Genomic DNA, 21327 nt, shown 5'->3' on the forward strand with positions numbered 1-21327 from the left:
TGCTAGTGAGTACCGTGTCCCCATGCGCGTGCTTGCCTTCCTCGACGGGACCCTGGCCGACCCCGAAGCCGCCCACCTGCGGGTGGACGATCTGGGACTACTTCGCGGCGACGGCGTGTTCGAGACGATCCTCGTCGTCGACGGACGGCCCCGCGAGCTTCGCCCGCACCTCGAACGGCTGGCCCGTTCCGCGGCCATGCTCGACCTGCCGGAGCCGGACCTCGCGGTCTGGGAGCGCGCCGCGCAGACGGTCATCGACAACTGGTCCGGCCCCACCGAGATCGCGCTGAAACTGGTGTACACCAGGGGAATCGACGGCGATCCGGAGGCGAAGCCGTTCGGATTCGCGCTCGGTGTGGAGATCGACGAGAAGGTCCAGCGTGCCCGTGTCGAGGGCGTCGCGGCGATCACCCTGGAGCGCGGTATCGAGCCCGAGCTCGCCGAGCGTGCGCCGTGGCTGCTGCTGGGCGCGAAGTCGATTTCGTACGGCGTCAACATGGCGGCGTTGCGGGAGGCGGGCCGCCGTGGCGCGAGCGATGTGATTTTCACCGCCGTCGACGGTTCGGTCTTCGAAGGGCCGACTTCCACGGTCGTCCTCGCGAAGGACAGGACGCTCTACACGCCCCCGGCGACCATCGGCATCCTGCCGGGGACGACGCAGGCGGCGCTGTTCCGCGGCGCCGAGCGCGCGGGCTGGTCGGTCAAGGTCGAGCCGCTCAACGTTTCGGACCTCACCGGGGGCGAAGGGCTGTTCCTCGCGTCGTCGGTCCGCAAGCTGACCAGGGTGCACACGCTCGACGGCGTCGCGCTCACCGACTCCAGCGCGATCCACGCCGAGCTGGCCGCCGCGTACGAGAGCGAGTACGCGATCAGCTGAGCGTCGCGCGCAGCTTGGCGATGGTGCGAAGGACCTCGTCGCGGTGCTTCGCCGCCGTCATCCAGGCGGGCAGCCGGGCGACCAAGGTCATGCCGGGACGATCCCCGAGCCCGCGTTCGCGCAGCTTCGCCGCGACAAATCGTTCGAGCAGGTCGAGGTGACGTTCGTGGAACGCCCAAAGGGTGTTCCCGCCGCAGCAGTCGGCGCGTAGCCACAGTGGTTCGCGGAAGTACGGGTCGACCGGCCGGTTCCACGCGCGGTAGTCGGGTTCCGGAGGAACGCGGACAAGGGCACAGCTGGCGCAGGTCAGCCGTTCGCGGGTGACCGAGGCGCGGCCCGAGCAGCGTGGGCAGACGACGAGGATCGGCTCGTCCGTGAGGTTCTCGATCCGATCCTGGGGATCGCGGAACCGCGGGCGGTCCATCAGCCGAGCGGGCTGATGATCAGCAGGTGCGGCAGGATCTCTTCCTCGCGGTAGGCCGCGATCTTGTGGTGCCCGTCGAGGATCACCGCCGCGTCGGTGGTCTCCAGCACGACCGCGACCGGCCGGTGCCCGCTCTTGATCGCGGTCCGGTAATAGCCGACCCGGGAGACGTCGGCGGGCGGCCAGTCGGCGCTCGGGGTCAGGTAGCGGTCTTCGGCCAGCCGTTCGGGTCCGGTGACCTGGTACTCGCCGTCGGCGAAGAGCGCGAGAAGCGGGCGGAGCGTGTCGCCGAGCGGGCGCCGCATCTGGCCGGTGGCCAGCGCGATCCGCAGCGACTGCGGCAGTTCGGGTTGGGTTGGGACCGAATTCGTGTCGATGACACCCGTGCCACCGTCGACCTTTACCTGTTCCACACCCTCGTGGACGAGTGAAAGCGGAGAAGGGTTCCGGGTCTGGCCTGCGCGAGGGCCGGGAGTGACGCCTGTCTCACCACGGCCGCCACCGGGTAACCACCGGTAGTTGGATGATCCGCCAAGAACACCACCGGCAACCCGTTCGGCGGAACCTGCACGGCGCCGGTCAGCAGGCCTTCGCTCGGCAGTTCCCGCTCCGCGTATTCGTGCCCGCGGGTCAACGCGGATCCGTCGAGCCGGAGCCCGACGCGGTTGGATTCCGACGTCACCGTCCAGGTCTTCGCGAGCCCGGACGCCAGGTCCTCGAACCAGTGCGCCCGCGGGCCCGGATCGATCCGCACGACCAGTTCCGCCGGAGCCGTCGTGGGCAGCACGACGTCGGCGCCTCCGGGCACGGACGACGGGCCGAGCGGCAGGACGTCGCCCTTCTTAAGCGGTGCGGGGCCGATCTCCGAAAGGACGTCCCGCGACCGGCTGCCGAGTTCCGCGTCGACCGTGATGCCGCCGGAAACCGCCAGGTAGCACCGTAATCCGGTGGCGGGCGTGCCGATCGCCATGACCTCACCGGGCGCCAGCCACACCGGGGCGTGCGAGCCGACGGGACGCCCGTCCACTTCGACGGCGACGGTAGGGCCGGTCACCGCGACCGTGCAGGACGACGTCGCGCGCAGCCGCAGCCCGCCGAACAGGCATTCCACGCCGGCCGCGTCCTCGGTGTTGCCGACGAGCCGGTTCGCCAGTTTCAGCGCCGGGACGTCCAGCGCGCCCGACGGAGGCACGCCGAGGTGCGCGTAGCCGGGTCTGCCGAGATCCTGGACCAGCGCGAGCGGGCCGGTCTCGATCACTTCGAGTGCCCTCATCCGGCGCTCCGGAACCGCACGCGGTCGCCGGGCGACAGCAGTGCCGGCCGGTCGGCGCGGGGATCGAACAGGACGGTCCGGGTGTGGCCGATCAGCCGCCAGCCGCCGGGTGAGACGCGCGGGTACACGCCGGTGAACTCGCCCGCGATACCGACCGAACCCGGTGGCACCCGAGTGCGCGGGGCGGGCAGCCGCGGCTGCCGGAGCGGCTCGGGAAGTCCGGTCAGGTAACCGAATCCGGGCGCGAACCCGGTGAAGGCCACGGTGTAGACGGCGCCGGTGTGCAGCCGGACGACGTCCTCTGTGGACACTCCGGCGTCGCGTGCGACGAGGTCGAGATCCTCGCCGTCGTAGGTCACGTCGAGGGTGATCTCGCGGGATTCGCCTTCCGGCGGATGTTCGAGGTCGGCGTCCGCCAGCAGCTCACGGACGGCCGCGAGCGCGCCGGAGCCGGGGGTTTCCACCACGAGCAGGCTGCGGGCGCCGGGGACGAGTTCGGTGACGCCGTCCGGGCGCGCGGACGAGACCGTCGCGTGCGCCGCGATCGTTTCGGCGAGGGAAGCGCAGTCGAGCAGGGCGGCGTGCTCGCCGTAGGCACGCCACCGCATGGGAAAGAGGTCAGCCCACCACGCGACGCAGCAGCGCCGACGTGTGCGGCTGCAGTTCCTGGCCCATCATGGCGCGCTCCTCGACGTAGCCGAGTTCGCCGTTGACGATGCCGTAGAGCCGCTGCGAAGCCGTGACGTCCTTGGCCGTCGACGTGCGGACGACCGCGTCGGTGCCCAGCTCCCAGGCGGGGACCGAGGCCTTGCCACGCGGCTTGCCGTAGAAGAGCTCCACGATGCCGGTGTTGTGGGTCAGCAGCAGCTCGATCGTGTCGTCGGCCTGCGGGCGCCAGAACCCGGATTCGCGCGCGGCGGGACGGATGACCTTGCCGTCCTCGTCGAGCAGCCAGGCGCGTGCCTCGTGCGTGAGGAACGGGCGGCCGTCGTGCGCGATGGTCAGCTGCATGCCGAACCGGTACGGGCCCTCGATGGTCGGGTAGTCGACCTCGCCCTCGCCGCGCCACACACCGACGAGCGGCAGCAGTGCCAGGCAGGCGTCGTTGAGGTTCGGGCCCTCGCGCAGGTTCGCCGTGTCGCCCGGGATGGGCATGTCGTCAAACTGCGGAAGGTTCCGGTCGCGCGTGGTTTCCGCGCGCTTTTCCGCGGCCTGGATGGCCTCGTCGCCACTAGCCGTCATGGGTCAGCGCTGGTCCGCGTAAAGCCGGTAGACGACGTACACGGCGAACCAGGTGATCGCGACGCCGGCGAGCACCAGCAGGGTCGTAAACAGGATCTCCACGACACGCACCTTAGTCGCTACCTGCCCCGACAGGCCTGCCGAGGTCGCGTGGCAGTGCCCACAGGAGCTGAAGGACGCTTTCACCGCATGTGATGCGACGAAGGGGCCCTTCACCGCTGGAATCCAGGCCGGGCGCGCAGCGCCTCAGTTGAGGGCGGCGGCGGGGGCATGGATGGAGCGGTGAAGGGCCCTTTCAGCCCGTCTTAGGCGACCGAGATCGCCAGCTGGTGCACGCCCGGTCCCTGCGCGGTCACCGAGGCCTCGCCGTTGCCGGAGCGGTGCAGCGCGCGCACCGTCCAGTCACCGGGGGCCGCGTAGAAGCGGAAGTCGCCGTTGGCCGACGAGACCACCTCGCCGGTGAAGTCGCCGCCGCCGTCCAGCAACCGCACGAAGGCGCCGCCGACGGGCCCGTCCGAGCCGGTCACCTTGCCCGCCAGGACGACCTGGCCGCGGGTGTCGTAATCGGCGGGCGTGGCCTCCTGGACCGGCGCGCCGCAGCTGTCGTCTGCCATCACTTAGCTCCCAACTCGACCGGCACGCCGACGAGCGAGCCGTATTCCGTCCACGAACCGTCGTAGTTCTTCACCTGGTCGTAGCCGAGGAGCTCGTGCAGCGCGAACCACGCGATGGACGAACGCTCACCGATCCGGCAGTACGCGATCGTGGACTTCGACTCGTCGAGGCCCTCGTCGGAGTACAGCTCCTTGATCTCTTCCTCGGTCTTGAAGGTGCCGTCCTCGTTGGCGACCTTCGCCCACGGGACGTTCAGCGCGCCGGGGATGTGGCCCGGGACCTGCGACTGCTCCTGCGGCAGGTGCGCCGGGGCGAGCAGCTTGCCGGAGAACTCGTCGGGCGAGCGCACGTCGACGAAGTTGCTGGCGCCGATGGCCTGGACGACCTCGTCGCGGAACGCGCGGATCGACAGATCCTGCTCCTTGGCCTGGTACGTGGTGGCCTCGCGCTTGACCTCGTCCGCGTTCAGCTCGCGCCCGTCGAGCTCCCACTTCTTGCGGCCGCCGTCGAGCAGCTGCACGTTCTCGTGGCCGTAGAGCTTGAAGTACCAGTACGCGTACGCGGCGAACCAGTTGTTGTTGCCGCCGTAGAGGATCACGCGGTCGTCGTTCGAGATGCCCTTCTCGGACAGCAGCTTCTCGAAGCCCTCCTTGTTGACGAAGTCGCGGCGGACCCCGTCCTGCAGGTCCTTGCGCCAGTCGAACTTCACCGCACCGCGGATGTGTCCGTTGTCGTACGCGGTCGTGTCCTCGTCGACCTCGATGAACACGACACCCGGGGTGTCCAGGTTCTCCTCGGCCCACTGGGTGGTGACCAGGACGTCTTCACGGCTCATGGAGCTGACTCTCTTTCTGGGTTAGGACGCGCGAGGGCTGGGGCTGAAACGCTTGATGAGCAGGTACATCTCGCAACCGAGACAGAAGTTGAACGCCGCGTTGAGGAAGGCCGCGAACAGCGCGAACGCCGTGGCGACGAAACCGAGCGCGGTCAGGCCGGCGGCGAAACCGACGGTGCCGGCCACGGCGAACACGAACCCGACGGCCTGCGCGAACCGCAGCGGGGCGGCGTCCTCGCGTTCGGTCGTGGGGCCGAGCCGCGGCGCGACGAGGTAGCGATAGATCAGGGAGTACGGCGCCGGCTTCAGTCCGATGAAGGCACCGATCGCGAACACCACCGCCTGCGCCGCGAGCAGTGGCCACCACTGGGTGATGAGCACGACCGCGAGCACGATCGTCGTCAGGATGGCGGCGAAACGCGGACCACGGGGGTCGACGGCCGGTCCTGCGGACATGGTTCCTCCTGCGAACGAGAGGGAAAAGGTGCGTGCCGGACGGGCACGCGCAGGCTTCAGGGCGCGTTCAGCGAACCGGACACAGGCTGCTGCGAACGCGGCACAGATCCACTGCGCGGCGCTGGGTCAGCAAGGTTCGGGGCAGCCTGTTCACGGGCACGAGGGTACGCAGAGCTCCCTCAGGTTGGGAACCGTGTTCACACCTTGGGACGCTTCCCGGAATCCGGGATCAGATGGGGTTTCAGGGCTTCGAGAAGCTCCTGACCTCGGGGAACGCCGCCGACGCGGAAAACCTCCCGGCCGTCCGGCGTCAAGGCCAGCGTCGTCGGGGTCCGCAATATCGAAAGTGCCTGGGCGACTTCGGGGGTTTCGGTGACGTCCAGATCGACGTGCGTGAGGCCGTCGGTCTTGTCGGCGAGCGCCGAGAGGATAGCGCGGGTGTGGCGGCACGGCGCGCAGAACGTCGTGGAGATCTGGATCAGGGTGACGCCTTCGGGCGCGAGGGCGGCCGAGACCCGGCCGGGCAGTGTGGGCGCGCCGGGCTTGGCCGCGCGGATGCGCCCGTTGCGCGCTTGCAAAAGCGCACCGGCCGCCCCGGCGAGCACCAAGACGCCCAGCAGCACCCACACTCCGGTCATCCGCAAGTCACCCCTGAGGCTTCGCTCCGCTGAAGGCGACGTTCTTGCCTTCACCCTTGATGGTCACCGAGCCGCTGTTCACGCGCACCGACGTCGGGGTCACCGAGAACGGCATCGCGCCGGTGTCGATGGTCGCGTTGAAGTTCGGCAGCAGCGCGTCCTGCACTGCCTGGGGAACGACGGTGGTCTCCTTGTCATTCCCGAACTGCAGCCGCTTCGGCTCGAGGCGGATCTTCTGCCCGTCCAGTTCGATCATCGCGAAGCAGAAGATCTCCACCTTCTGCCCGGCGATCTGGACGTTGCCCGAAACCCGGATCCCGGCGCTGGCGGTGTCCACCGGCTCGCCGTTCTCGTTGGTCGCCGTCGGCTTCGTCTCGCCCTGGCCGCTGTCGCCGTTGCGGACGTAGTCCTCGGTGACCGGCTCGATCCTGAGGTTCTCGATCTTGTCCAGCGGCGCCTGCCGCGCGATGTCCGCGGCCTTGATCGTCACCTCGCCCTTGAGCGTGCCGATGACGATCGACTTCGTGTTGCCGGACGTCAGGTCCGAAAGCGGCGCCGTGACGTCGCTCATGTCGGCGTTGAAGTCCACGTCACGCAGCTTCGGCGGAACGGCCACGCCCTGGGCGTTGATGGTGATGTGACTGTAGTCACCGGAAAGGGCCTGGGTCAGGAACGGGAAACCGTGCACCGTGACCGCCGGATCGTTGGCCAGGTTCAGCTGTTCGCGGGTCTTCTGGGAGATCGTGTGCTCCGCGAACGCCGCCGCGCCGAAATCGGCCCCGACCAGCAGGACCACCAGCACCGCGAGGGCGATGAGCCAGCCCCGGCCACGGCGCTTTCCTCGCTTGGCGGACCGGCCGGGAGAGGGTCGGTCGTCCTGCGCCACGGGCCTGCTCACCATTACGTCGAATCTCCTTCGTCAACCTCTTTGGCCAGGTGTGATCGATCCAGCACGGGGTAGGTCCTCGGCTGTTCACCCGCTATTCTCACTAAGCACCGGCGGTCGCCACGTTCGAGGCGACCACGATCTGAAGGCGGTGCGGCGATGAGCCTGGACCTTCTGGTACTGACCGCGGAAGCAGATGCCACCACGGTGTTGCCCGCCCTGGATCTGCTGCCCCACACCGTACGCGTCCGTGCTCCGGAAGTGACCGCGCTGCTCGACGCCGGCCACCGCGACGTCATCGTCCTCGACGCCCGCACCGATCTCGCCTCCGCGAAGAGCCTCTGCCGCCTGCTCAAGGGCGCGGGTGAGGACGAGACCTCCACACCGGTCATCGCCGTCGTCGGCGAAGGCGGGCTGGTCGCGGTCAGCGCGGAATGGCGCACCGACGACATCCTCCTTCCGACGGCCGGTCCCGCCGAGGTCGACGCCCGGCTGCGGCTGGTCACCACCCGCGACGGCAGCGCCTCCCAGGTGGACGCCGAGCTCCGCGTCGGCGACCTCGTGATCGACGAGGCGACCTACACCGCGAAGCTGCGCAAGCGCACTCTCGAACTCACGTACAAGGAATTCGAACTCCTCAAGTACCTCGCGCAGCACGCCGGCCGGGTGTTCACCCGCGCCCAGCTGCTGCAGGAGGTCTGGGGTTACGACTTCTTCGGCGGCACGCGCACGGTCGACGTCCACGTCCGGCGCCTGCGCGCGAAGCTCGGGCCGGAGCACGAGCAGATGATCGGGACCGTGCGCAACGTCGGCTACAAGTTCGAGCGGCCCTCGAAGGGGACGCAGAAGCAGGCCGTCGCCCCGGACGCGAGCGTCTACGAGCCGACCGAGCTTTCTTCGCACTGAGTCCCCCTCTCTGCCTGACAAGACGTCCAGGCGGGATCCGGGTTCCCGGGTAGGGTCGATTTCATGCTCGATCTGGCTTGGACCGGTGAACCGGACACGGAAGAGATCCACGACTTCCTCCTCGCCGTGCGCGAGGCCGACGGCCGCCCGGAGGACTCCGGTTTCGACGGCGGGCGGCACCTCCTCGGTCACGTCGACGGCACGTTGGTCGCGTACGCGCACCTGGACACCGCGGGTGACTCGCACGGCAACCAGGTCGCCGAACTGTTCGTCCATCCCGCGCATCGCCGAGCCGGTCACGGCAGGGCGCTCACCAGGGCGCTCGTCGAAGAGACCGCCGGGAAGCCGCTGCGCGTCTGGGCGCACGGAGACCACCCCGCCGCCGTCCACCTCGCCGGGACCGAGGGTTTCGAACGCGCTCGCGAGCTGCTGATCCTCCACGCGGACGTCGAGACGGCCGACTGGCCGGAGCCCGTGACGCGCGAAGGGGTCACGCTGCGCACGTTCGTCCCCGGCCAGGACGAGGAGGCGATGGTGCGGGTCAACGCCCGCGCCTTCGACTGGCATCCCGAGCAGGGCGCGCTGACCGCCGACGAGGTCAGGGCGACCGAGCAGGACGCGTGGTTCGACCCCGAAGGCTTCTTCCTCGCGGAAGAGGACGGGAAGGTCATCGGCTTCCACTGGACGAAGGTCCACGACGCGGTCCCCGGCCGCTTCGGCGGCGAGCCGACAGGCGAGGTCTACGTCGTCGGCATCGACCCGGACGCACAGGGCGGAGGCCTCGGAAAGGCCCTCACGCTCGCCGGGCTGCGGTATCTCCGTGATCGCGGGCTGGGGCAAGTGATCTTGTACGTCGAAGGCGACAACGCGCCGGCACTCGCCGTGTATTCGAAGCTCGGCTTCACCCGATACGAGGTAGACGTCCAATACGCTCGGTAACGACGTTCACACGGGCGGCACTTGACCGGTCACGGAGAGCAGACGCGCAGGTCACGGGCGGGACACGGGCCACTTTCGGAGTAGTCGCGCTGCTCACATCGGCCGCCTTGTTCACTTGCCGTTCACCCTTAGACGGCCGCCTGTCCACTGTCGGTGCTTAATGTCCGGGTCCGGAAGGAACGCTCCCGTTCCACCGATCCGGCGAAAGTCTCCCAGTGGAGGAAATGCAGTGAAGATCATGCGGCCCGCGGGCGCGATCGGCATCGTGGCCACCGCCGCCCTCGTGCTCGGCGCCTGTGGATCCGACCCGGCGGCGACCAAGCCCGGCAGCACGGGTGCCGCCGCCGCTCCGAGTGGTGCGGCCAACGTCGAATGCGGCGGCAAGAGCCCGCTTTCGGCCGAGGGCTCGTCCGCGCAGAAGAACGCGATCGACATCTTCGTGCAGGCTTACGCCGCCAAGTGCTCCGGCCAGAAGGTGAACTACAACCCCAGCGGTTCGGGCGCCGGCATCAAGCAGTTCAACGCGAACCAGGTCGACTTCGCCGGTTCGGACTCGCCGCTCAAGGACGAAGAGGCCGAGAAGGCCAAGGCCCGGTGCGCCTCCGACGCGTGGAACCTCCCGCTCGTCGTCGGCCCGGTCGCGGTCGCCTACAAGCTCTCCGGGGTCGACAAGCTGACCCTGACCCCCGAGGTCACCGCCAAGATCTTCAACGGTGGCATCACCAAGTGGAACGACCCGGCCATCAAGGCGGTCAAGGGCAACGAGAGCCTGAACCTGCCGGACAAGGCCATCCAGGTCATCTCGCGCACCGACGAGTCGGGCACCACCGACAACTTCCAGAAGTACCTGAAGGTCGCGTCCAAGGGCGCCTGGACCCAGGGTGACGGCAAGAAGTTCAACGGCGGTGTCGGCAACGGCGCGGAGAAGTCCAACGGTGTCGCCAACGCCGTGAAGTCCGCCGACGGTGCCATCACCTACGTCGAGTCCGCGTTCGCGAAGGACGGCATCAGCACCGCCCTCATCGACAGCGGCTCCGGCGGTGTCGAGCTCAGCGCGGCGAACGTCGCCAAGGCCCTCGACGCGGCGAAGTTCAAGAAGGAGGGCTCGAACGACCTGGCCCTCGACCTGGACGCGATCTACGCCAGCAACGTGCCCGGCTCCTACCCGGTCATCCTCACCACCTACGAGATCGTCTGCTCGAAGTACGCGGACGCCGAGGTCGGCAAGGCCGTCAAGGCGTTCCTGAACGTCGCCGCCACCGACGGTCAGAAGCCGCTGTCGGAGAAGGGCTACGTGCCGATCCCGCAGAGCCTGCAGGACAAGGTCCTGACCGCCGTCAAGGCCATCGCCTGACCTGTCGACGACCTCTAGGTTGATCAGTAAACAGGCTGGACAGAAGTAGTCGATGAGCGATTCGTCTTCGCCCAGAACGCCCACCGGCGACCCCGGTGGGCGTTCTGGCGTCCGCGAGACCTTCACGGAGGACCCGATTTCGGAGCAATCTGCCGCGTCACCGCCCGAGCAGTCCTCGGTGCGCCTCGCGAGCCCCAATTCCAGGACGGTGCGACCCGGTGACCGCATCTTCCAGATCCTGACCACCGGAGCCGGCGTCTTCGTCGTCTCGCTGATCGGCCTGATCGGGTTGTTCCTGCTGGTGCAGGCCATCCCGGCGCTCCAGGCCGACAACGTGAACTTCCTGACCAGCCAGGTCTGGCAGACCACCCCGGACGACATGCGCTTCGGCATCATGGGTCTGCTGCTGGTCACGGTGTACTCGTCCCTGCTGGCGCTGATCATCGCGATGCCGATCTCGCTCGGGATCGCCCTCTTCCTCACGCAGTACGCGCCGAAGCGGCTGGCACGGCCCTTCGCGTACGTGATCGACCTGCTCGCCGCGGTTCCCTCGATCATCTACGGCCTGTGGGGCCTGATGGTCTTCGCGCCGGCGATCGAGCCCTTCTCGCAGTGGGTCAACGACACCTTCTCGTGGATCCCGCTCTTCGCGGCCGGCAACGTCTCGCCGGACCTGCGCGGCACCATCTTCACCGCGGGCATCGTGCTCGCCGTGATGATCCTGCCGATCATCACCTCGCTGTCCCGCGAGATCTTCGAGCGGACCCCCACCCCGCATATCGAAGGCGCGCTGGCGCTGGGCGCCACCCGCTGGGAGGTCATCCGCACCACGGTGCTGCCGTTCGGCAAGGCGGGCTACATCGGCGCCTCGATGCTCGGCCTCGGCCGCGCGCTCGGCGAGACGATCGCGCTCGCGATCATCCTGACCGGCGCGGTCGGCCGCGAGTTCACCTGGAGCCTCTTCGACGGCGGCGCCACGTTCGCCTCGAAGATCGCGGCGGACTACGCGGAACTCAACAACGAGATCTCGGCGGGCGCGTACATCGCGGCGGGTCTCGTGCTGTTCCTGCTGACGCTCGTCGTCAACTTCATCGCGCGATCCGTCATCGCCAAGAAGGGGGACTGAGCATGTCCACCACGCTCGAGAAGACCCCCGCCACCACCCCCGCCTTCCAGCAGGTCAGCCTGGCCAGGAAGGCCAAGAACGGCTTCGCCACGGCACTGATCTGGCTGTCGTTCCTGATCGCCGTCGTGCCGCTGGTGTGGCTGCTCGCCACGGTGGTCATCAACGGTGTCAAGCGGATCCCCTACAGCAACTGGTGGACCGAAGACTTCGGCTCGGTGCTGTCCGACGAGGTCGGCGGCGGCGTGGCCCACGCCGTCATCGGTTCGGTGCTGCAGGGCCTGGTCTGCGCGATCATCGCGGTGCCGATCGGCATGCTGGTCGCGATCTACCTGGTCGAATACGGCCGCGGCAAACTCGCGAAGATCACGACCTTCATGGTGGACATCCTCTCCGGTGTCCCCTCGATCGTCGCGGCGCTGTTCATCTACGCGCTGTGGATCACCACGTTCGGCCTGCCGCGCAGTGGTTTCGCCGTGTCGCTCGCCCTGGTGCTGCTGATGATCCCGGTGGTCGTGCGCTCCTCGGAGGAGATGCTGCGGATCGTCCCGGACGACCTGCGCGAGGCCTCGTACGCGCTGGGCGTGCCGAAGTGGAAGACGATCATGAAGATCGTCCTGCCGACCGCGCTGTCCGGCATCATCGGCGGCATCATGATGGCGCTCGCCCGGGTCATGGGCGAGACCGCGCCGCTGCTGGTCCTCGTGGGGTACTCCGCCTACGTGAACTGGGACATCTTCGGTGGCGAACAGGCCGCACTGCCGCTTCTGATGAACAACGAACGGGTCAGCAACCCGTTCGACGAAGGTACCGTCGCGTTCGACAGGATCTGGGGAGCGGCGCTCACCCTGGTGCTGATCATCGCGATCGTGAACCTCCTCGCCATGCTCTTTGCCCGTCTTGTCGCCCCGAAGAAGAAGTGAGCTGTTTGAGATGGCCAAACGAATCGACGTCAAAGACGTGGACATCTACTACGGCAAATTCCACGCCGTGGACGGCGTCACCCTCTCGGTGCCGCCGCGGAACGTCACCGCGTTCATCGGCCCGTCGGGCTGCGGCAAGTCGACGGTGCTGCGCACGCTGAACCGGATGCACGAGGTCATCCCCGGCGCCCGCGTCGAGGGCGAGGTGCTGCTCGACGGCGAGGACATCTACGGCGCCGGGGTCGACCCGGTGCAGGTCCGCCGCACGATCGGCATGGTGTTCCAGCGCCCCAACCCGTTCCCGACGATGTCCATCCGCGACAACGTCGTGGCCGGCCTGCGGCTCGGCGGCACGAAGGGCAAGAAGGAGCTCGACGACGTCGCCGAGCGTGCCCTGCGCGGCGCGAACCTGTGGAACGAGGTCAAGGACCGGCTGAACAAACCGGGCGGCGGCCTCTCCGGTGGTCAGCAGCAGCGGCTCTGCATCGCGCGGGCGATCGCCGTGCGGCCCGACGTGCTGCTGATGGACGAGCCGTGCTCCGCGCTCGACCCGATCTCGACGCTGGCCATCGAGGACCTGATCGGTGAGCTCAAGAAGGAGTACACGATCGTCATCGTGACCCACAACATGCAGCAGGCGGCGCGGGTCTCGGACCAGACCGCGTTCTTCAACCTGGCGGGCGTCGGCCAGCCGGGGCGCCTGGTGGAGCTGAACGACACCGAGAAGATCTTCTCGAACCCGGACGAGAAGGCGACCGAGGACTACATCTCGGGCCGCTTCGGCTGAGTCTCCCTTAGTGCGTGAAGGCCCCTTTCACCTCGGCTGAGTCGAGGTGAAAGGGGCCTTCACGCGCAAGGGGGCTGTGCCGAACCGGCGATTTCGCTCGCGTGACCGGCCGGACGACGCACGTGATCAGCCGGACGACACGCGTGACTGGCTGGACGACATACGTGACTGGACGGACGACACCCGCGGTGGCGAGGCAGGCGGCGAGACGTCCGTCCAATCACGCGTGTCGTCCGGCTGGACACAGGTGTCGTCCGTCCTGTCACGGGTGCCGGCCATTCAGTCACGTGGGACGGCACCGTGGCGCAGGGCGGGGTGTGGGCCGGGGAGACGGCGAAAGGGCCCTTCACCGCATGAGATGCGGTGAAGGGCCCCCTTCGCTACGTCCTATGCGGGGAAAGTCCCCTTCAGCCCCTACAGCTCGTCGGGTCCGTAGCCGGGCATCTTGCCGGTCACCACGAAGATCATCCGGCGCGCGACCGAGACGGCGTGGTCGGCGAAGCGCTCGTAGAAGCGGCCCAGCAGGGTGACGTCCACGGCCGCGGCGACGCCGTGGTCCCAGTTCCGGTCCATGATGACCGTGAACAGGTGCTTGTGGATCTCGTCGACCTCGTCGTCGTCCGACTCGATCGTGCGGGCGGCCTCGACGTCCTTGGACTTGATGACCTGCTCGACCTGACGGGCCAGGCTCACGCCGACCTCGCCCATCTTGGCGAAGTCCGCCTTCACCTCTTCGGGCAGTACGGGGTCCGGGTGACGGCGGCGCGCGGCCTTGGCCACGTGCAGCGCCAGATCGCCCATCCGCTCCAGGCTTTCCGCCGCGTGGATCGCGGCGAGCACGGTCCGGAGGTCGGTCGCGACGGGTGCCTGCAGGGCCAGCAGCGCGTACGCCTGCTCCTCGCATTCGGCGCGCGCGTCGTCGACCTTCGCGTCGTCGCTGATGACCTGCTCGGCGAGCCCGAGATCGACCTCGAGCAACGCCCGGGTCGCCCGCTCCATCGCGTCGGCGACCTGGAGGGACATGCTCGCTAGGTTCTCGGCGAGCTGTTCGAGTTCGACATGGTAAGCCTCACGCATGGCCCAACCCTACGGGAACAAGGGCCAAAAGCCGCATCCCAGAGTGAACCTGACATGAACCCGGACTAACGAATGATCCTCAGCCTGAGCTGCTGCTCTTCTTGGCTCCGCCGGACTTGGCCGAGCTGGTCGGGGGCGACGCCGTATCGCTCGCGGGAGGCGCCGGGGCCTTCTCTTCCAGCGGGGTGTTGTTGATCAACGCGTCGAAGACGGCCTTCGCCTTGCTCTGCAGCAACACCTCGTTGCCGCGTTTGTTCGCCTCTTCGGTGGTGGGCACGGTGAGGAACTTGACCTTGTCCGAGCCCATCCCGCGCATCGACTTCGCCAGCGTCATCATCTGGTTGATGCCGAGGTTCTCGCCGAAGGTGGCCTTGGCGAACGCGTCGATGAAGCCGCTGAGCTTGCCGGTGTCCAGGATGACGTCCTTCGACATCACCGTCTTCAGCAGCGCGCCGAGGAAGGCCTGCTGCCGTTTGATCCGGCCGTAGTCCGACGTCGGGTCGCCCTTGACGTGCCGCGCCCGGACGTAGTTCAGCGCCTGGTCGCCCGAGATCCGCGTTTCGCCCGCTTGCGGGATGATCATGCCGAGCGTGGTGTCGTCGACCGGTTTCTCGTTGTACACGGTGACGCCCTGCACGGCGTCGACCATGGATTTGAAGCCGTTGAAGTCGATCCCGACGAAGTGGTTCATCTTCATGCCGGTGATCTGCTGGATGACCTTCGTGACGCACTGCGGGCCGCCGACCGCGTAGGCGGTGTTCAGCTTCGCGATCTTCTGCGCCGGCGAGGTCTCCTCCGAGTACGACGACGTCGCCGGGTCCCACCGCTTGCATTCGGGACGGCTGATCTCGAGGTCGCGCGGGAAGGACACCATCACGACGCGCTGCCTGTCGGCGGGGACGTGCGCGATCATGACCGTGTCCGAACGGGCGCCCGGGGTGCCGTCGGCGTCGCCGACACCGTCTTCGGCGGCCGCGCCGTCACGGGTGTCGGAGCCGACCATGAGGAAGTTCTCGTCGCCGGTCTGGCCCGCGGCGTCCTGGATGTCGGACGAGTCCTCGTCGAGCGAGGCGACGGTGTTGAACTTCGCGTCGAACCAGGTCTGGGCGCCCCACGCCGAGCCGATGGAGAGGAACACGAGCGCGGCGACCACGGCGGCGGTGATCCGGCCCGCCTTGGCCGTCTGCCTGGTCTTGCGTTCCTTCTTCTCCTGCAGCCGGGTCTGCGGCGCGGATTCCTCGGCAGGGTCGGGGTCGGCGGTCGTGACCACCCGTTGCAGTGCCGTGCGGGTCTGCTCCAGCAGGGCGGCGGGGCGCAAGGCGAGCCGCTCGCGGCGTTCGCGCTTCTTGGCCTCTTCGGCCTCGAGTTCGTCGTGCGCGGCGGAGAACCGGGCGAGCGTGTGGTCGATCTTGCGCTTGATGATCGTCGCGTCGTCGATCGCTTCGAGCTCGTCGGTCATGGTGAGCCGGTCCATCTCGGACCGCGGCGGCACACCCGGCGACGGCGGGGCGGGCGCCTGCTGCACCGGCCGTTGCGCCGGACGGCGGGGACGACGCGGGGGCGGCGGTACCGCGGGCTGCTGCTGCGCGCCGGGGCTCACCACGGGCGGGCGGCGCTGTGTCGGCGCTTCTGGGCTGGGCGCGGCCTGCGGAGTGCGGCGCGGCTGGCGCGCGCGAGGCGGGCGCGGGGCCTCTTCGGGCTGCGGGTTCCGCGGCGGCATCTGGGCCCGCGGGGCGGCGGGTTTGGCCGCGCGGGGCGCGGGCGCCGGGCTTTCGACGGGGGCGGCGGGCCGAGGGCGACGAGGTGCCGGAGGTTCCGTCCGAGCGGCACGCGCTCCGGGTCTCGGAGGCTCCTCGCCCTGCCGGAGCCGACGCGGAGCGGGCGCCTCGGCGGACGGGTCGAAGATCGGGCGTTCACCCGTATGACGTGCGACGACGTCGGAAACGCTGATCCCGCCGTGGGTGTCCATCGAGCGGCGTCGAGCCCTGCGGCCGCGCTCACCGGCATTCCTGTCGGTGTTGCTGTGGCGACCGGTCCCCGGGGTGTGGTGCTCGTCGGGCACTCGGTCTCCTTTCAGGCCTGGCGTCGAAGCTCTTTCGTTATCGTACGGACACCTCAGGTTCGTGACGACAACCATCCCGGAATTTTCTTCACCCAAGGTACCGAGAAGCGCCGAACGGTCCATGCGATCGGGTGAGCGGTCGTGGTTAAAGCTGCGTTAAAAGGTTCGAAACCACTACGCAGAGTGCGACGGTCGACTGAGTGAGTGTCGGCAGGTGGCTAAGCGCCGGCGGACTCCGCCGCGTTCATCGGATGCGGAATCGTGCGCGACGATTCCCTATCCTGATAGGCTACTTTGTTTCGCCCCGCCCGTTTCGCCATATACAACAAAGCGTCGGCGCTGCGCAACTGCCGTTCCGGTTCGGCCGCGAGATCCGGCTCCGCGCGGCTTTCGTGCGCGAGCCCCACGCTGATCGTCACGGAGAGGCCGGGGCGGATGCGGCGCCACGGATGGCGCGCGACCCGGATACGGGCGGTGTCGGCGATACGCACGGCGCGGGCGGCGTCGACGTCCGGGATGACGAGCGCGAACTCCTCGCCGCCGTAGCGGGCGCAGAACGCCTCCGGCGGAAGTCCCTGTTGCAGCAGGTCGGCCACCTCGCGGAGCACTCGATCGCCCACCAGATGCCCGAACGTGTCGTTGACGTCCTTGAACAGGTCGAGGTCGACCAGCGCGATCGCGACGCCGGGCGGACCGCGGTGGTCGACGGCCGGTCCGTGCAGCCACTGGTCGAGGTAGCGGCGGTTGTAGCTGGACGTCAGCGTGTCCCGCAGGTTGCCCGCCCTGGCGAGGTCGAAGGCGGATTTGAGGTGGTGGTACGCGCGTCGCCAGTCGCCCTGCGTGGCCAATACCCCGGCGATCGACTCGTGGAGGCTGAGCAGATCGGTGGTCGGCGCGCCCGGTGGGAGCGCGGCCTCGTCGTCGGCTGCCACGCTCACCTCCGCCACGAATTGGTTTTCGTCGTATAGGAGGGATCTCTTGAGGTATGAGTACGGGCCAAAGTGAATATCGCTCAAGAGGACGACGGTTCGGCGCCATTGTCACGCACCGAAGCGTCGTTCCGTAAGGACGAAAATGGCTCGGCGTCCTTGAGCTGCGAAAACTGATCCTTCGCCCAGTAACTCACGTCAGTCACATCGTCATTCAGCAACAGTGCGTAATCATTCCAGCTCAGCCAACGCCAGTCGCCGACCTCGTCGGGATGCGGTTCCGGATCTTCGTCGACCCAGGCGACGAAGACCGGGCAGAACTCGTTCTCGACCACGCCTTCGAACGGCGGCGTGGAGTAACGGTAGGCCGGAAGGACGCACCGGAGCCCGTTCAGCCGGGACAGCCCGAGCTCGAAGGCGGCGCGGCGCCGGACGGCCTCCTCGATCGGTTCACCCGGTGCGGGGTGCCCGCAGACACTGTTGGTCCAGACCCGGGGCCACACCTTCTTGGTGGCGGCGCGGCTGGTGATCAGCAGGGCCTGGTCGCTGCTGCGCAACAGATAGCAGGAGAACGCCAGGTGCAGCCGGGTGTGCTCGTGGTGCGCGGCCAGCTTGGGCGCGGTTTCGCCGGTCGGCTCGCCGTCCTCGGTGACGTAGACGATGCGTTCGGTGTCCACTTCGGTCATGTTGTTCATCGGACCCACTGAACCAGCAGGCTCGCTGTAACCGGTACCGCGACCAGTGTTACCCCTGTTAGTGGGATGAAAGGTGCTCCACGAGCAAAGATGTGACGGCTTCGGGAGCCTCCTCCACGACCCAGTGAGAGACGTCCTCGATCATCTCGAAGCGGTACGGCCCGGTGACCCGGTTCGCGGTGTCGAGCGCGGCCGTCGAACCGAAGGCGGCGTCCTCGGTGCTCCAGATGTAGAGCGTCGGAACCTCGATCGGCCCGATCTTCCCGCCGGGACGGCCGGCGCGGTACCAGTTGAGCGCGGCGGTCAGCGCGCCCGGCTCGGAAAGGCGCTGGACGTACTCGTCGATCTTGCTCGGCGGCACCTTCCAGTCGAACATGCGGCGCAGCGCGTCGGCGTTGTTCTCGAGCATCCGGCGTTCGGTGACGCGGGTCTGGCGCCATTCGGTCATGTACGCCGAACGGAGATGCTGGTCCTCGTCGGTCTTCATGGCTTCCGCCAGTGCCGCCGGATGCGGCGTCGAAATCACCGCGAGACTGCGGAGCCTGCCGGGATGCGCATCGGCCGTCCACCACGCGACGGCGCCGCCCCAGTCGTGCCCGACGAGATCGAATTCGTTCCACCCCAAGCGATCCGCGATCGCGATGACGTCACCGACGAGATCGTCGATCCCGTAGTCGGAGGCCTGTTCCGGCCGTACGCCCGGCGAGTAGCCGCGCTGATCCGGGGCCACCGCGCGATAGCCGAGCACGCCGAGCGTCGCGACCTGGTGCTCCCATTCCACCGCGGCCTCGGGAAACCCGTGCAGCAGCAGGACGGGGCGGCCGTCCTCGGGGCCCGCCGCGATGGCGTCGAAGGAACCGGCCGCGGTGGGGATGCTCAGCTGCTCGATCACGACTGCGACTTTACGGGTCTCCGGTTTCCGGCAAGCGGCAAGGGATTGACGACCAGTGTTCGTTGATCGTCTAATGAACGCGCTGCCGATCTTCGGCCGCACTGGGGTGTCACACCGCTCGCGGGCGGAATCGGTGTCACCGCGGCGAATGTCGCGGTCGCGCAGGAGGAACCGGAACAGGTTTCGGTGCTCGGGGTCTGTGACGGCAACCCGAGCAGAGCAACATGGCCCGGTATTACACGATCACCATGCGGTGTTTCGAGGTCGACCACGACCAGTGGAAGTTCGCCTACAAGACCAGGGGAACCTGAGTCGTGAACGAAACGCTCCCGCCGCCCGGCGGGAGCGTTTTTCGTTTCAGCCGCCCGAGTGCATGTCCTCGGCCTCGGGGACGCAGTCGTCGTCCGGGTCGTCGAGCCAGCCGTGCGGCAGCGTGACCTTGCCCGGCGAACCCTGCCGCCCGCGCGGACCGGTGGCCGCGGTGGGGAACGGGGCGTCGTGGTCGAGCTTGGCGATCAGGTCGTCGAGCTGGTCCATGCTGGACAGCATCGCGAAGCCGCGCCGCAGCTCGGAACCGACCGGGAAACCCATGAAGTACCAAGCCATGTGCTTGCGGATGTCGCGCATGGCCTTGTCGTGACCGTCGTGTTCGACGAGCAGTTCCGTGTGGCGGCGCAGCACCTTCGCGACCTCGCCGAGATTCGGCGGCGTCGGCTGCGGGCGGCCGGCGAAGGCGGCCTCCAGCTCGCCGAACAGCCACGGCCTGCCCAGGCAGCCGCGGCCGACGACGACGCCGTCGCAACCGGTCTCGTCGACCATGCGCAGCGCGTCCTCGGCGGAGAAGATGTCACCGTTGCCGAGCACCGGGATGCTCGTGACGGCTTCCTTGAGCGCCGCGATCTTCGTCCAGTCGGCCTGGCCGGAATAGCGCTGCGCGGCGGTGCGAGCGTGCAGGCTGACCGCCGCCGCGCCCTCCGCCTCGGCGATACGCCCGGCGTCGAGGTACGTCAGGTGGTCGTCGTCGATGCCCACCCGGAACTTGACCGTGAACGGCACCCCCGCCTCGGCCGCGGCCTTCGCCGACTCGCGCACGATGTCGGCGAACAGCTTGCGCTTGAACGGCAACGCCGCGCCGCCGCCCTTGCGCGTCACCTTCGCCACCGGGCAGCCGAAGTTGCTGTCGATGTGGTCGGCGAGGCCCTCGCCGGTGATGATGCGGACGGCCTCGGCCATGGTCTTCGGGTCGACCCCGTAAAGCTGCATGGACCTGGGCTTTTCGTTCTCGCCGAAGGTCATCATGTGCATGGTGCCGGGGTGGCGCTCGACCACCGCGCGGGCGGTGATCATCTCGCAGACGTAGATGCCGGCGCCGTACTCCTGGCACAGCTGCCGGAACGCGACGTTGGTGATGCCCGCCATGGGAGCGAGCACGACCGGAGGATCGACCTCGTAGGGGCCGATCTTCAGGCTGGGCTTGCTCAAGGTGGCTGTCACGTCCTCCATTGTCGCCTGTGGTGTCTGTCACTCGCAGGTGGGCCGGTCTCCGTGTTGATTTCGGGATGTCGGATGTCCCGAAATCCAGACAGTGGCCCGGGTAGCTCCGCATCACCAATTTCACTCGTTGAGGGAGCGGAAGCAGCGGTGTTGCGAAGGGGGCTCGGACCGTACCGAATGCGTCGGGACAGGGTCCATAGGCTCGGCTGATGTCCGCGCTCCAGGCCTTCGCCGACGAATCGTTCAAAGAGGACGATGACGGCGGTTTCTATGTACTCGCGGCCGCGGTCTTACCCGTTGAACGGCACGCCGAGTTCCGCGAGGTCATGTTCGGCGTACGGGCCGAACGCACGGGCAAACTGCATTGGAACGTGCTGACCGACGGTCAGAAACGAGCGGTCGTCAAGCGGGTCGCCGACTTAGGGGAATTACACCTGGTGGCGGTGGGCGCTCCGGTGCCGGCGCGACGGCAGGAACGAGGCCGTGCTCTGTGCTTGCAGCGTCTGGTGATGGAGTTGCACGCGCTCGGTGTCGGCCTTTTGGTCGCTGAAGGCCGAACCGCTCAGCTCGACGCTCGTGATGTGCGCACTGTCCAACAGAGCCGCTTTTCACTGCCTCAGGGCGCCGCGTTTCGCGTTCGGCACGCTCGCGGTGTCGATGAGCCGCTGTTGTGGATCCCCGACATCGTCGCTGGTGCTGTCCGCGCGCGTCGACAAGGAATTCCCGACTACGCCGACCAGCTGGCCGAGTGCGCGATCGAGCTGGAGGTCGACACGCGTTCCTGAGCCCGGACATGCGTAAGGCCAGGGTCCCGGTATTCCCCGGGTGCACCTGGCCTTGCGACTCGTGCGACGCCCACGGCGCCGCACTCCACGTCATCCGAAACAGCTCGGACGGCAC

Annotated in this window: 24 protein-coding genes; 8 read left to right on the forward strand and 16 right to left on the reverse strand. The window is 68.1% G+C overall.

Annotated features, from left to right (window positions below):
• Nucleotides 1–22: 22 nt before the first annotated feature.
• Nucleotides 23–877 (forward strand): aminodeoxychorismate lyase, encoded by an 855-nt coding sequence (locus tag MJQ72_RS43660; protein ID WP_240596727.1) that lies wholly within the window; start codon nt 23–25, stop codon nt 875–877.
• On the opposite strand, the gene MJQ72_RS43665 is transcribed toward MJQ72_RS43660, so the two are convergent.
• From MJQ72_RS43665 to MJQ72_RS43710, 10 genes are all read right to left on the reverse strand, one after another.
• A complete protein-coding gene (locus MJQ72_RS43665; protein ID WP_240596728.1) occupies nt 870–1301 on the reverse strand; it encodes a TFIIB-type zinc ribbon-containing protein in 432 nt (143 codons plus the stop codon). The genes MJQ72_RS43660 and MJQ72_RS43665 overlap by 8 nt on opposite strands.
• Entirely contained in the window at nt 1301–1714 is a 414-nt protein-coding gene (locus tag MJQ72_RS43670; protein WP_240596730.1) for a hypothetical protein, read from the reverse strand. The genes MJQ72_RS43665 and MJQ72_RS43670 overlap by 1 nt, the downstream gene beginning before the upstream one ends.
• A complete protein-coding gene (locus MJQ72_RS43675; RefSeq protein ID WP_240596732.1) occupies nt 1702–2574 on the reverse strand; it encodes a biotin-dependent carboxyltransferase family protein in 873 nt (290 codons plus the stop codon). The genes MJQ72_RS43670 and MJQ72_RS43675 overlap by 13 nt, the downstream gene beginning before the upstream one ends.
• Entirely contained in the window at nt 2571–3182 is a 612-nt protein-coding gene (pxpB, locus tag MJQ72_RS43680) for a 5-oxoprolinase subunit PxpB (RefSeq protein WP_240596747.1), read from the reverse strand. Before pxpB ends, MJQ72_RS43675 begins: the two co-directional genes overlap by 4 nt.
• A 10-nt stretch (nt 3183–3192) precedes the next feature.
• Nucleotides 3193–3816 carry an FABP family protein gene (locus tag MJQ72_RS43685; RefSeq protein WP_240596749.1) on the reverse strand — a complete coding sequence of 208 codons (624 nt, stop codon included), beginning with the start codon at nt 3814–3816 and terminating at the stop codon, nt 3193–3195.
• A 305-nt stretch (nt 3817–4121) separates the two neighbouring features.
• A complete protein-coding gene (locus tag MJQ72_RS43690) occupies nt 4122–4430 on the reverse strand; it encodes a DUF1416 domain-containing protein (protein ID WP_240596751.1) in 309 nt (102 codons plus the stop codon).
• Nucleotides 4430–5266 (reverse strand): sulfurtransferase, encoded by an 837-nt coding sequence (locus MJQ72_RS43695; RefSeq protein WP_240596753.1) that lies wholly within the window; start codon nt 5264–5266, stop codon nt 4430–4432. Before MJQ72_RS43695 ends, MJQ72_RS43690 begins: the two co-directional genes overlap by 1 nt.
• Nucleotides 5267–5287: 21 nt before the next feature.
• The gene (locus MJQ72_RS43700) at nt 5288–5722 is read right to left on the reverse strand and encodes a DUF4395 domain-containing protein (RefSeq protein WP_240596755.1); all 435 of its coding nucleotides are present in this window, start codon (nt 5720–5722) and stop codon (nt 5288–5290) included.
• Nucleotides 5723–5919: 197 nt separating this feature from the next.
• Nucleotides 5920–6360 carry a thioredoxin family protein gene (locus tag MJQ72_RS43705; protein ID WP_240596757.1) on the reverse strand — a complete coding sequence of 147 codons (441 nt, stop codon included), beginning with the start codon at nt 6358–6360 and terminating at the stop codon, nt 5920–5922.
• A 7-nt stretch (nt 6361–6367) separates the two neighbouring features.
• Complete coding sequence (locus MJQ72_RS43710) at nt 6368–7261, reverse strand: DUF2993 domain-containing protein (RefSeq protein ID WP_240596759.1); 894 nt, start codon at nt 7259–7261, stop codon at nt 6368–6370.
• Nucleotides 7262–7405: 144 nt separating this feature from the next.
• Between MJQ72_RS43710 and MJQ72_RS43715 the strand changes: the two genes are divergently transcribed.
• The 6 genes from MJQ72_RS43715 (at nt 7406) to pstB (ending at nt 13278) form a co-directional block, all read left to right on the forward strand.
• Entirely contained in the window at nt 7406–8152 is a 747-nt protein-coding gene (locus tag MJQ72_RS43715) for a response regulator transcription factor (protein ID WP_240596760.1), read from the forward strand.
• 63 nt (nt 8153–8215) lie between these two features.
• Nucleotides 8216–9091 (forward strand): mycothiol synthase, encoded by an 876-nt coding sequence (gene mshD, locus MJQ72_RS43720; protein ID WP_240596761.1) that lies wholly within the window; start codon nt 8216–8218, stop codon nt 9089–9091.
• A 229-nt stretch (nt 9092–9320) separates the two neighbouring features.
• Complete coding sequence (gene pstS / locus MJQ72_RS43725; RefSeq protein ID WP_240596762.1) at nt 9321–10445, forward strand: phosphate ABC transporter substrate-binding protein PstS; 1125 nt, start codon at nt 9321–9323, stop codon at nt 10443–10445.
• A 208-nt stretch (nt 10446–10653) separates the two neighbouring features.
• Nucleotides 10654–11571, forward strand: a complete 918-nt coding sequence (gene pstC / locus MJQ72_RS43730; protein ID WP_063272599.1) for a phosphate ABC transporter permease subunit PstC — start codon at nt 10654–10656, stop codon at nt 11569–11571.
• A 2-nt stretch (nt 11572–11573) separates the two neighbouring features.
• Entirely contained in the window at nt 11574–12491 is a 918-nt protein-coding gene (pstA, locus tag MJQ72_RS43735) for a phosphate ABC transporter permease PstA (RefSeq protein WP_034312630.1), read from the forward strand.
• A 10-nt stretch (nt 12492–12501) separates the two neighbouring features.
• On the forward strand, nt 12502–13278 hold the full coding sequence (gene pstB / locus MJQ72_RS43740; protein ID WP_016338000.1) for a phosphate ABC transporter ATP-binding protein PstB: 777 nt from the start codon (nt 12502–12504) through the stop codon (nt 13276–13278).
• Nucleotides 13279–13692: 414 nt separating this feature from the next.
• Here pstB and phoU read toward each other — a convergent pair whose 3' ends face one another.
• From phoU to dusB, 6 genes are all read right to left on the reverse strand, one after another.
• A complete protein-coding gene (phoU, locus tag MJQ72_RS43745) occupies nt 13693–14355 on the reverse strand; it encodes a phosphate signaling complex protein PhoU (protein ID WP_016337999.1) in 663 nt (220 codons plus the stop codon).
• Between the two features lie 79 nt (nt 14356–14434).
• Entirely contained in the window at nt 14435–15829 is a 1395-nt protein-coding gene (locus MJQ72_RS43750) for an LCP family protein (RefSeq protein WP_240601586.1), read from the reverse strand.
• Nucleotides 15830–16635: 806 nt separating this feature from the next.
• Entirely contained in the window at nt 16636–17364 is a 729-nt protein-coding gene (locus MJQ72_RS43755; RefSeq protein WP_240596764.1) for a GGDEF domain-containing protein, read from the reverse strand.
• 65 nt (nt 17365–17429) lie between these two features.
• Nucleotides 17430–18041 (reverse strand): isopentenyl-diphosphate Delta-isomerase, encoded by a 612-nt coding sequence (gene idi / locus MJQ72_RS43760; RefSeq protein ID WP_240596766.1) that lies wholly within the window; start codon nt 18039–18041, stop codon nt 17430–17432.
• Nucleotides 18042–18099: 58 nt separating this feature from the next.
• Nucleotides 18100–18933 (reverse strand): alpha/beta fold hydrolase, encoded by an 834-nt coding sequence (locus MJQ72_RS43765; protein ID WP_240596768.1) that lies wholly within the window; start codon nt 18931–18933, stop codon nt 18100–18102.
• Nucleotides 18934–19290: 357 nt separating this feature from the next.
• Nucleotides 19291–20436 carry a tRNA dihydrouridine synthase DusB gene (gene dusB / locus MJQ72_RS43770; RefSeq protein ID WP_016337992.1) on the reverse strand — a complete coding sequence of 382 codons (1146 nt, stop codon included), beginning with the start codon at nt 20434–20436 and terminating at the stop codon, nt 19291–19293.
• Nucleotides 20437–20636: 200 nt separating this feature from the next.
• Between dusB and MJQ72_RS43775 the strand changes: the two genes are divergently transcribed.
• Entirely contained in the window at nt 20637–21212 is a 576-nt protein-coding gene (locus MJQ72_RS43775) for a hypothetical protein (protein ID WP_240596770.1), read from the forward strand.
• Nucleotides 21213–21327: the final 115 nt, after the last annotated feature.

The sequence above is a fragment of the Amycolatopsis sp. EV170708-02-1 genome (assembly GCF_022479115.1).
Lineage (GTDB): Bacteria > Actinomycetota > Actinomycetes > Mycobacteriales > Pseudonocardiaceae > Amycolatopsis.

Bases quoted from the DNA above. Each gene is read 5' to 3' on its own strand.
- MJQ72_RS43660 (WP_240596727.1), top strand. From the start codon at position 23: ATGCGCGTGCTTGCCTTCCTCGACGGGACCCTGGCCGACCCCGAAGCC.
- MJQ72_RS43665 (WP_240596728.1), bottom strand. From the start codon at position 1,301: ATGGACCGCCCGCGGTTCCGCGATCCCCAGGATCGGATCGAGAACCTC.
- MJQ72_RS43675 (WP_240596732.1), bottom strand. From the start codon at position 2,574: ATGAGGGCACTCGAAGTGATCGAGACCGGCCCGCTCGCGCTGGTCCAG.
- pxpB (WP_240596747.1), bottom strand. From the start codon at position 3,182: ATGCGGTGGCGTGCCTACGGCGAGCACGCCGCCCTGCTCGACTGCGCT.
- MJQ72_RS43685 (WP_240596749.1), bottom strand. From the start codon at position 3,816: ATGACGGCTAGTGGCGACGAGGCCATCCAGGCCGCGGAAAAGCGCGCG.
- MJQ72_RS43690 (WP_240596751.1), bottom strand. From the start codon at position 4,430: ATGGCAGACGACAGCTGCGGCGCGCCGGTCCAGGAGGCCACGCCCGCC.
- MJQ72_RS43695 (WP_240596753.1), bottom strand. From the start codon at position 5,266: ATGAGCCGTGAAGACGTCCTGGTCACCACCCAGTGGGCCGAGGAGAAC.
- MJQ72_RS43700 (WP_240596755.1), bottom strand. From the start codon at position 5,722: ATGTCCGCAGGACCGGCCGTCGACCCCCGTGGTCCGCGTTTCGCCGCC.
- MJQ72_RS43705 (WP_240596757.1), bottom strand. From the start codon at position 6,360: ATGACCGGAGTGTGGGTGCTGCTGGGCGTCTTGGTGCTCGCCGGGGCG.
- MJQ72_RS43710 (WP_240596759.1), bottom strand. From the start codon at position 7,261: ATGGTGAGCAGGCCCGTGGCGCAGGACGACCGACCCTCTCCCGGCCGG.
- MJQ72_RS43715 (WP_240596760.1), top strand. From the start codon at position 7,406: ATGAGCCTGGACCTTCTGGTACTGACCGCGGAAGCAGATGCCACCACG.
- mshD (WP_240596761.1), top strand. From the start codon at position 8,216: ATGCTCGATCTGGCTTGGACCGGTGAACCGGACACGGAAGAGATCCAC.
- pstA (WP_034312630.1), top strand. From the start codon at position 11,574: ATGTCCACCACGCTCGAGAAGACCCCCGCCACCACCCCCGCCTTCCAG.
- pstB (WP_016338000.1), top strand. From the start codon at position 12,502: ATGGCCAAACGAATCGACGTCAAAGACGTGGACATCTACTACGGCAAA.
- phoU (WP_016337999.1), bottom strand. From the start codon at position 14,355: ATGCGTGAGGCTTACCATGTCGAACTCGAACAGCTCGCCGAGAACCTA.
- MJQ72_RS43750 (WP_240601586.1), bottom strand. From the start codon at position 15,829: ATGGACCGGCTCACCATGACCGACGAGCTCGAAGCGATCGACGACGCG.
- idi (WP_240596766.1), bottom strand. From the start codon at position 18,041: ATGAACAACATGACCGAAGTGGACACCGAACGCATCGTCTACGTCACC.
- dusB (WP_016337992.1), bottom strand. From the start codon at position 20,436: ATGGAGGACGTGACAGCCACCTTGAGCAAGCCCAGCCTGAAGATCGGC.
- MJQ72_RS43775 (WP_240596770.1), top strand. From the start codon at position 20,637: ATGTCCGCGCTCCAGGCCTTCGCCGACGAATCGTTCAAAGAGGACGAT.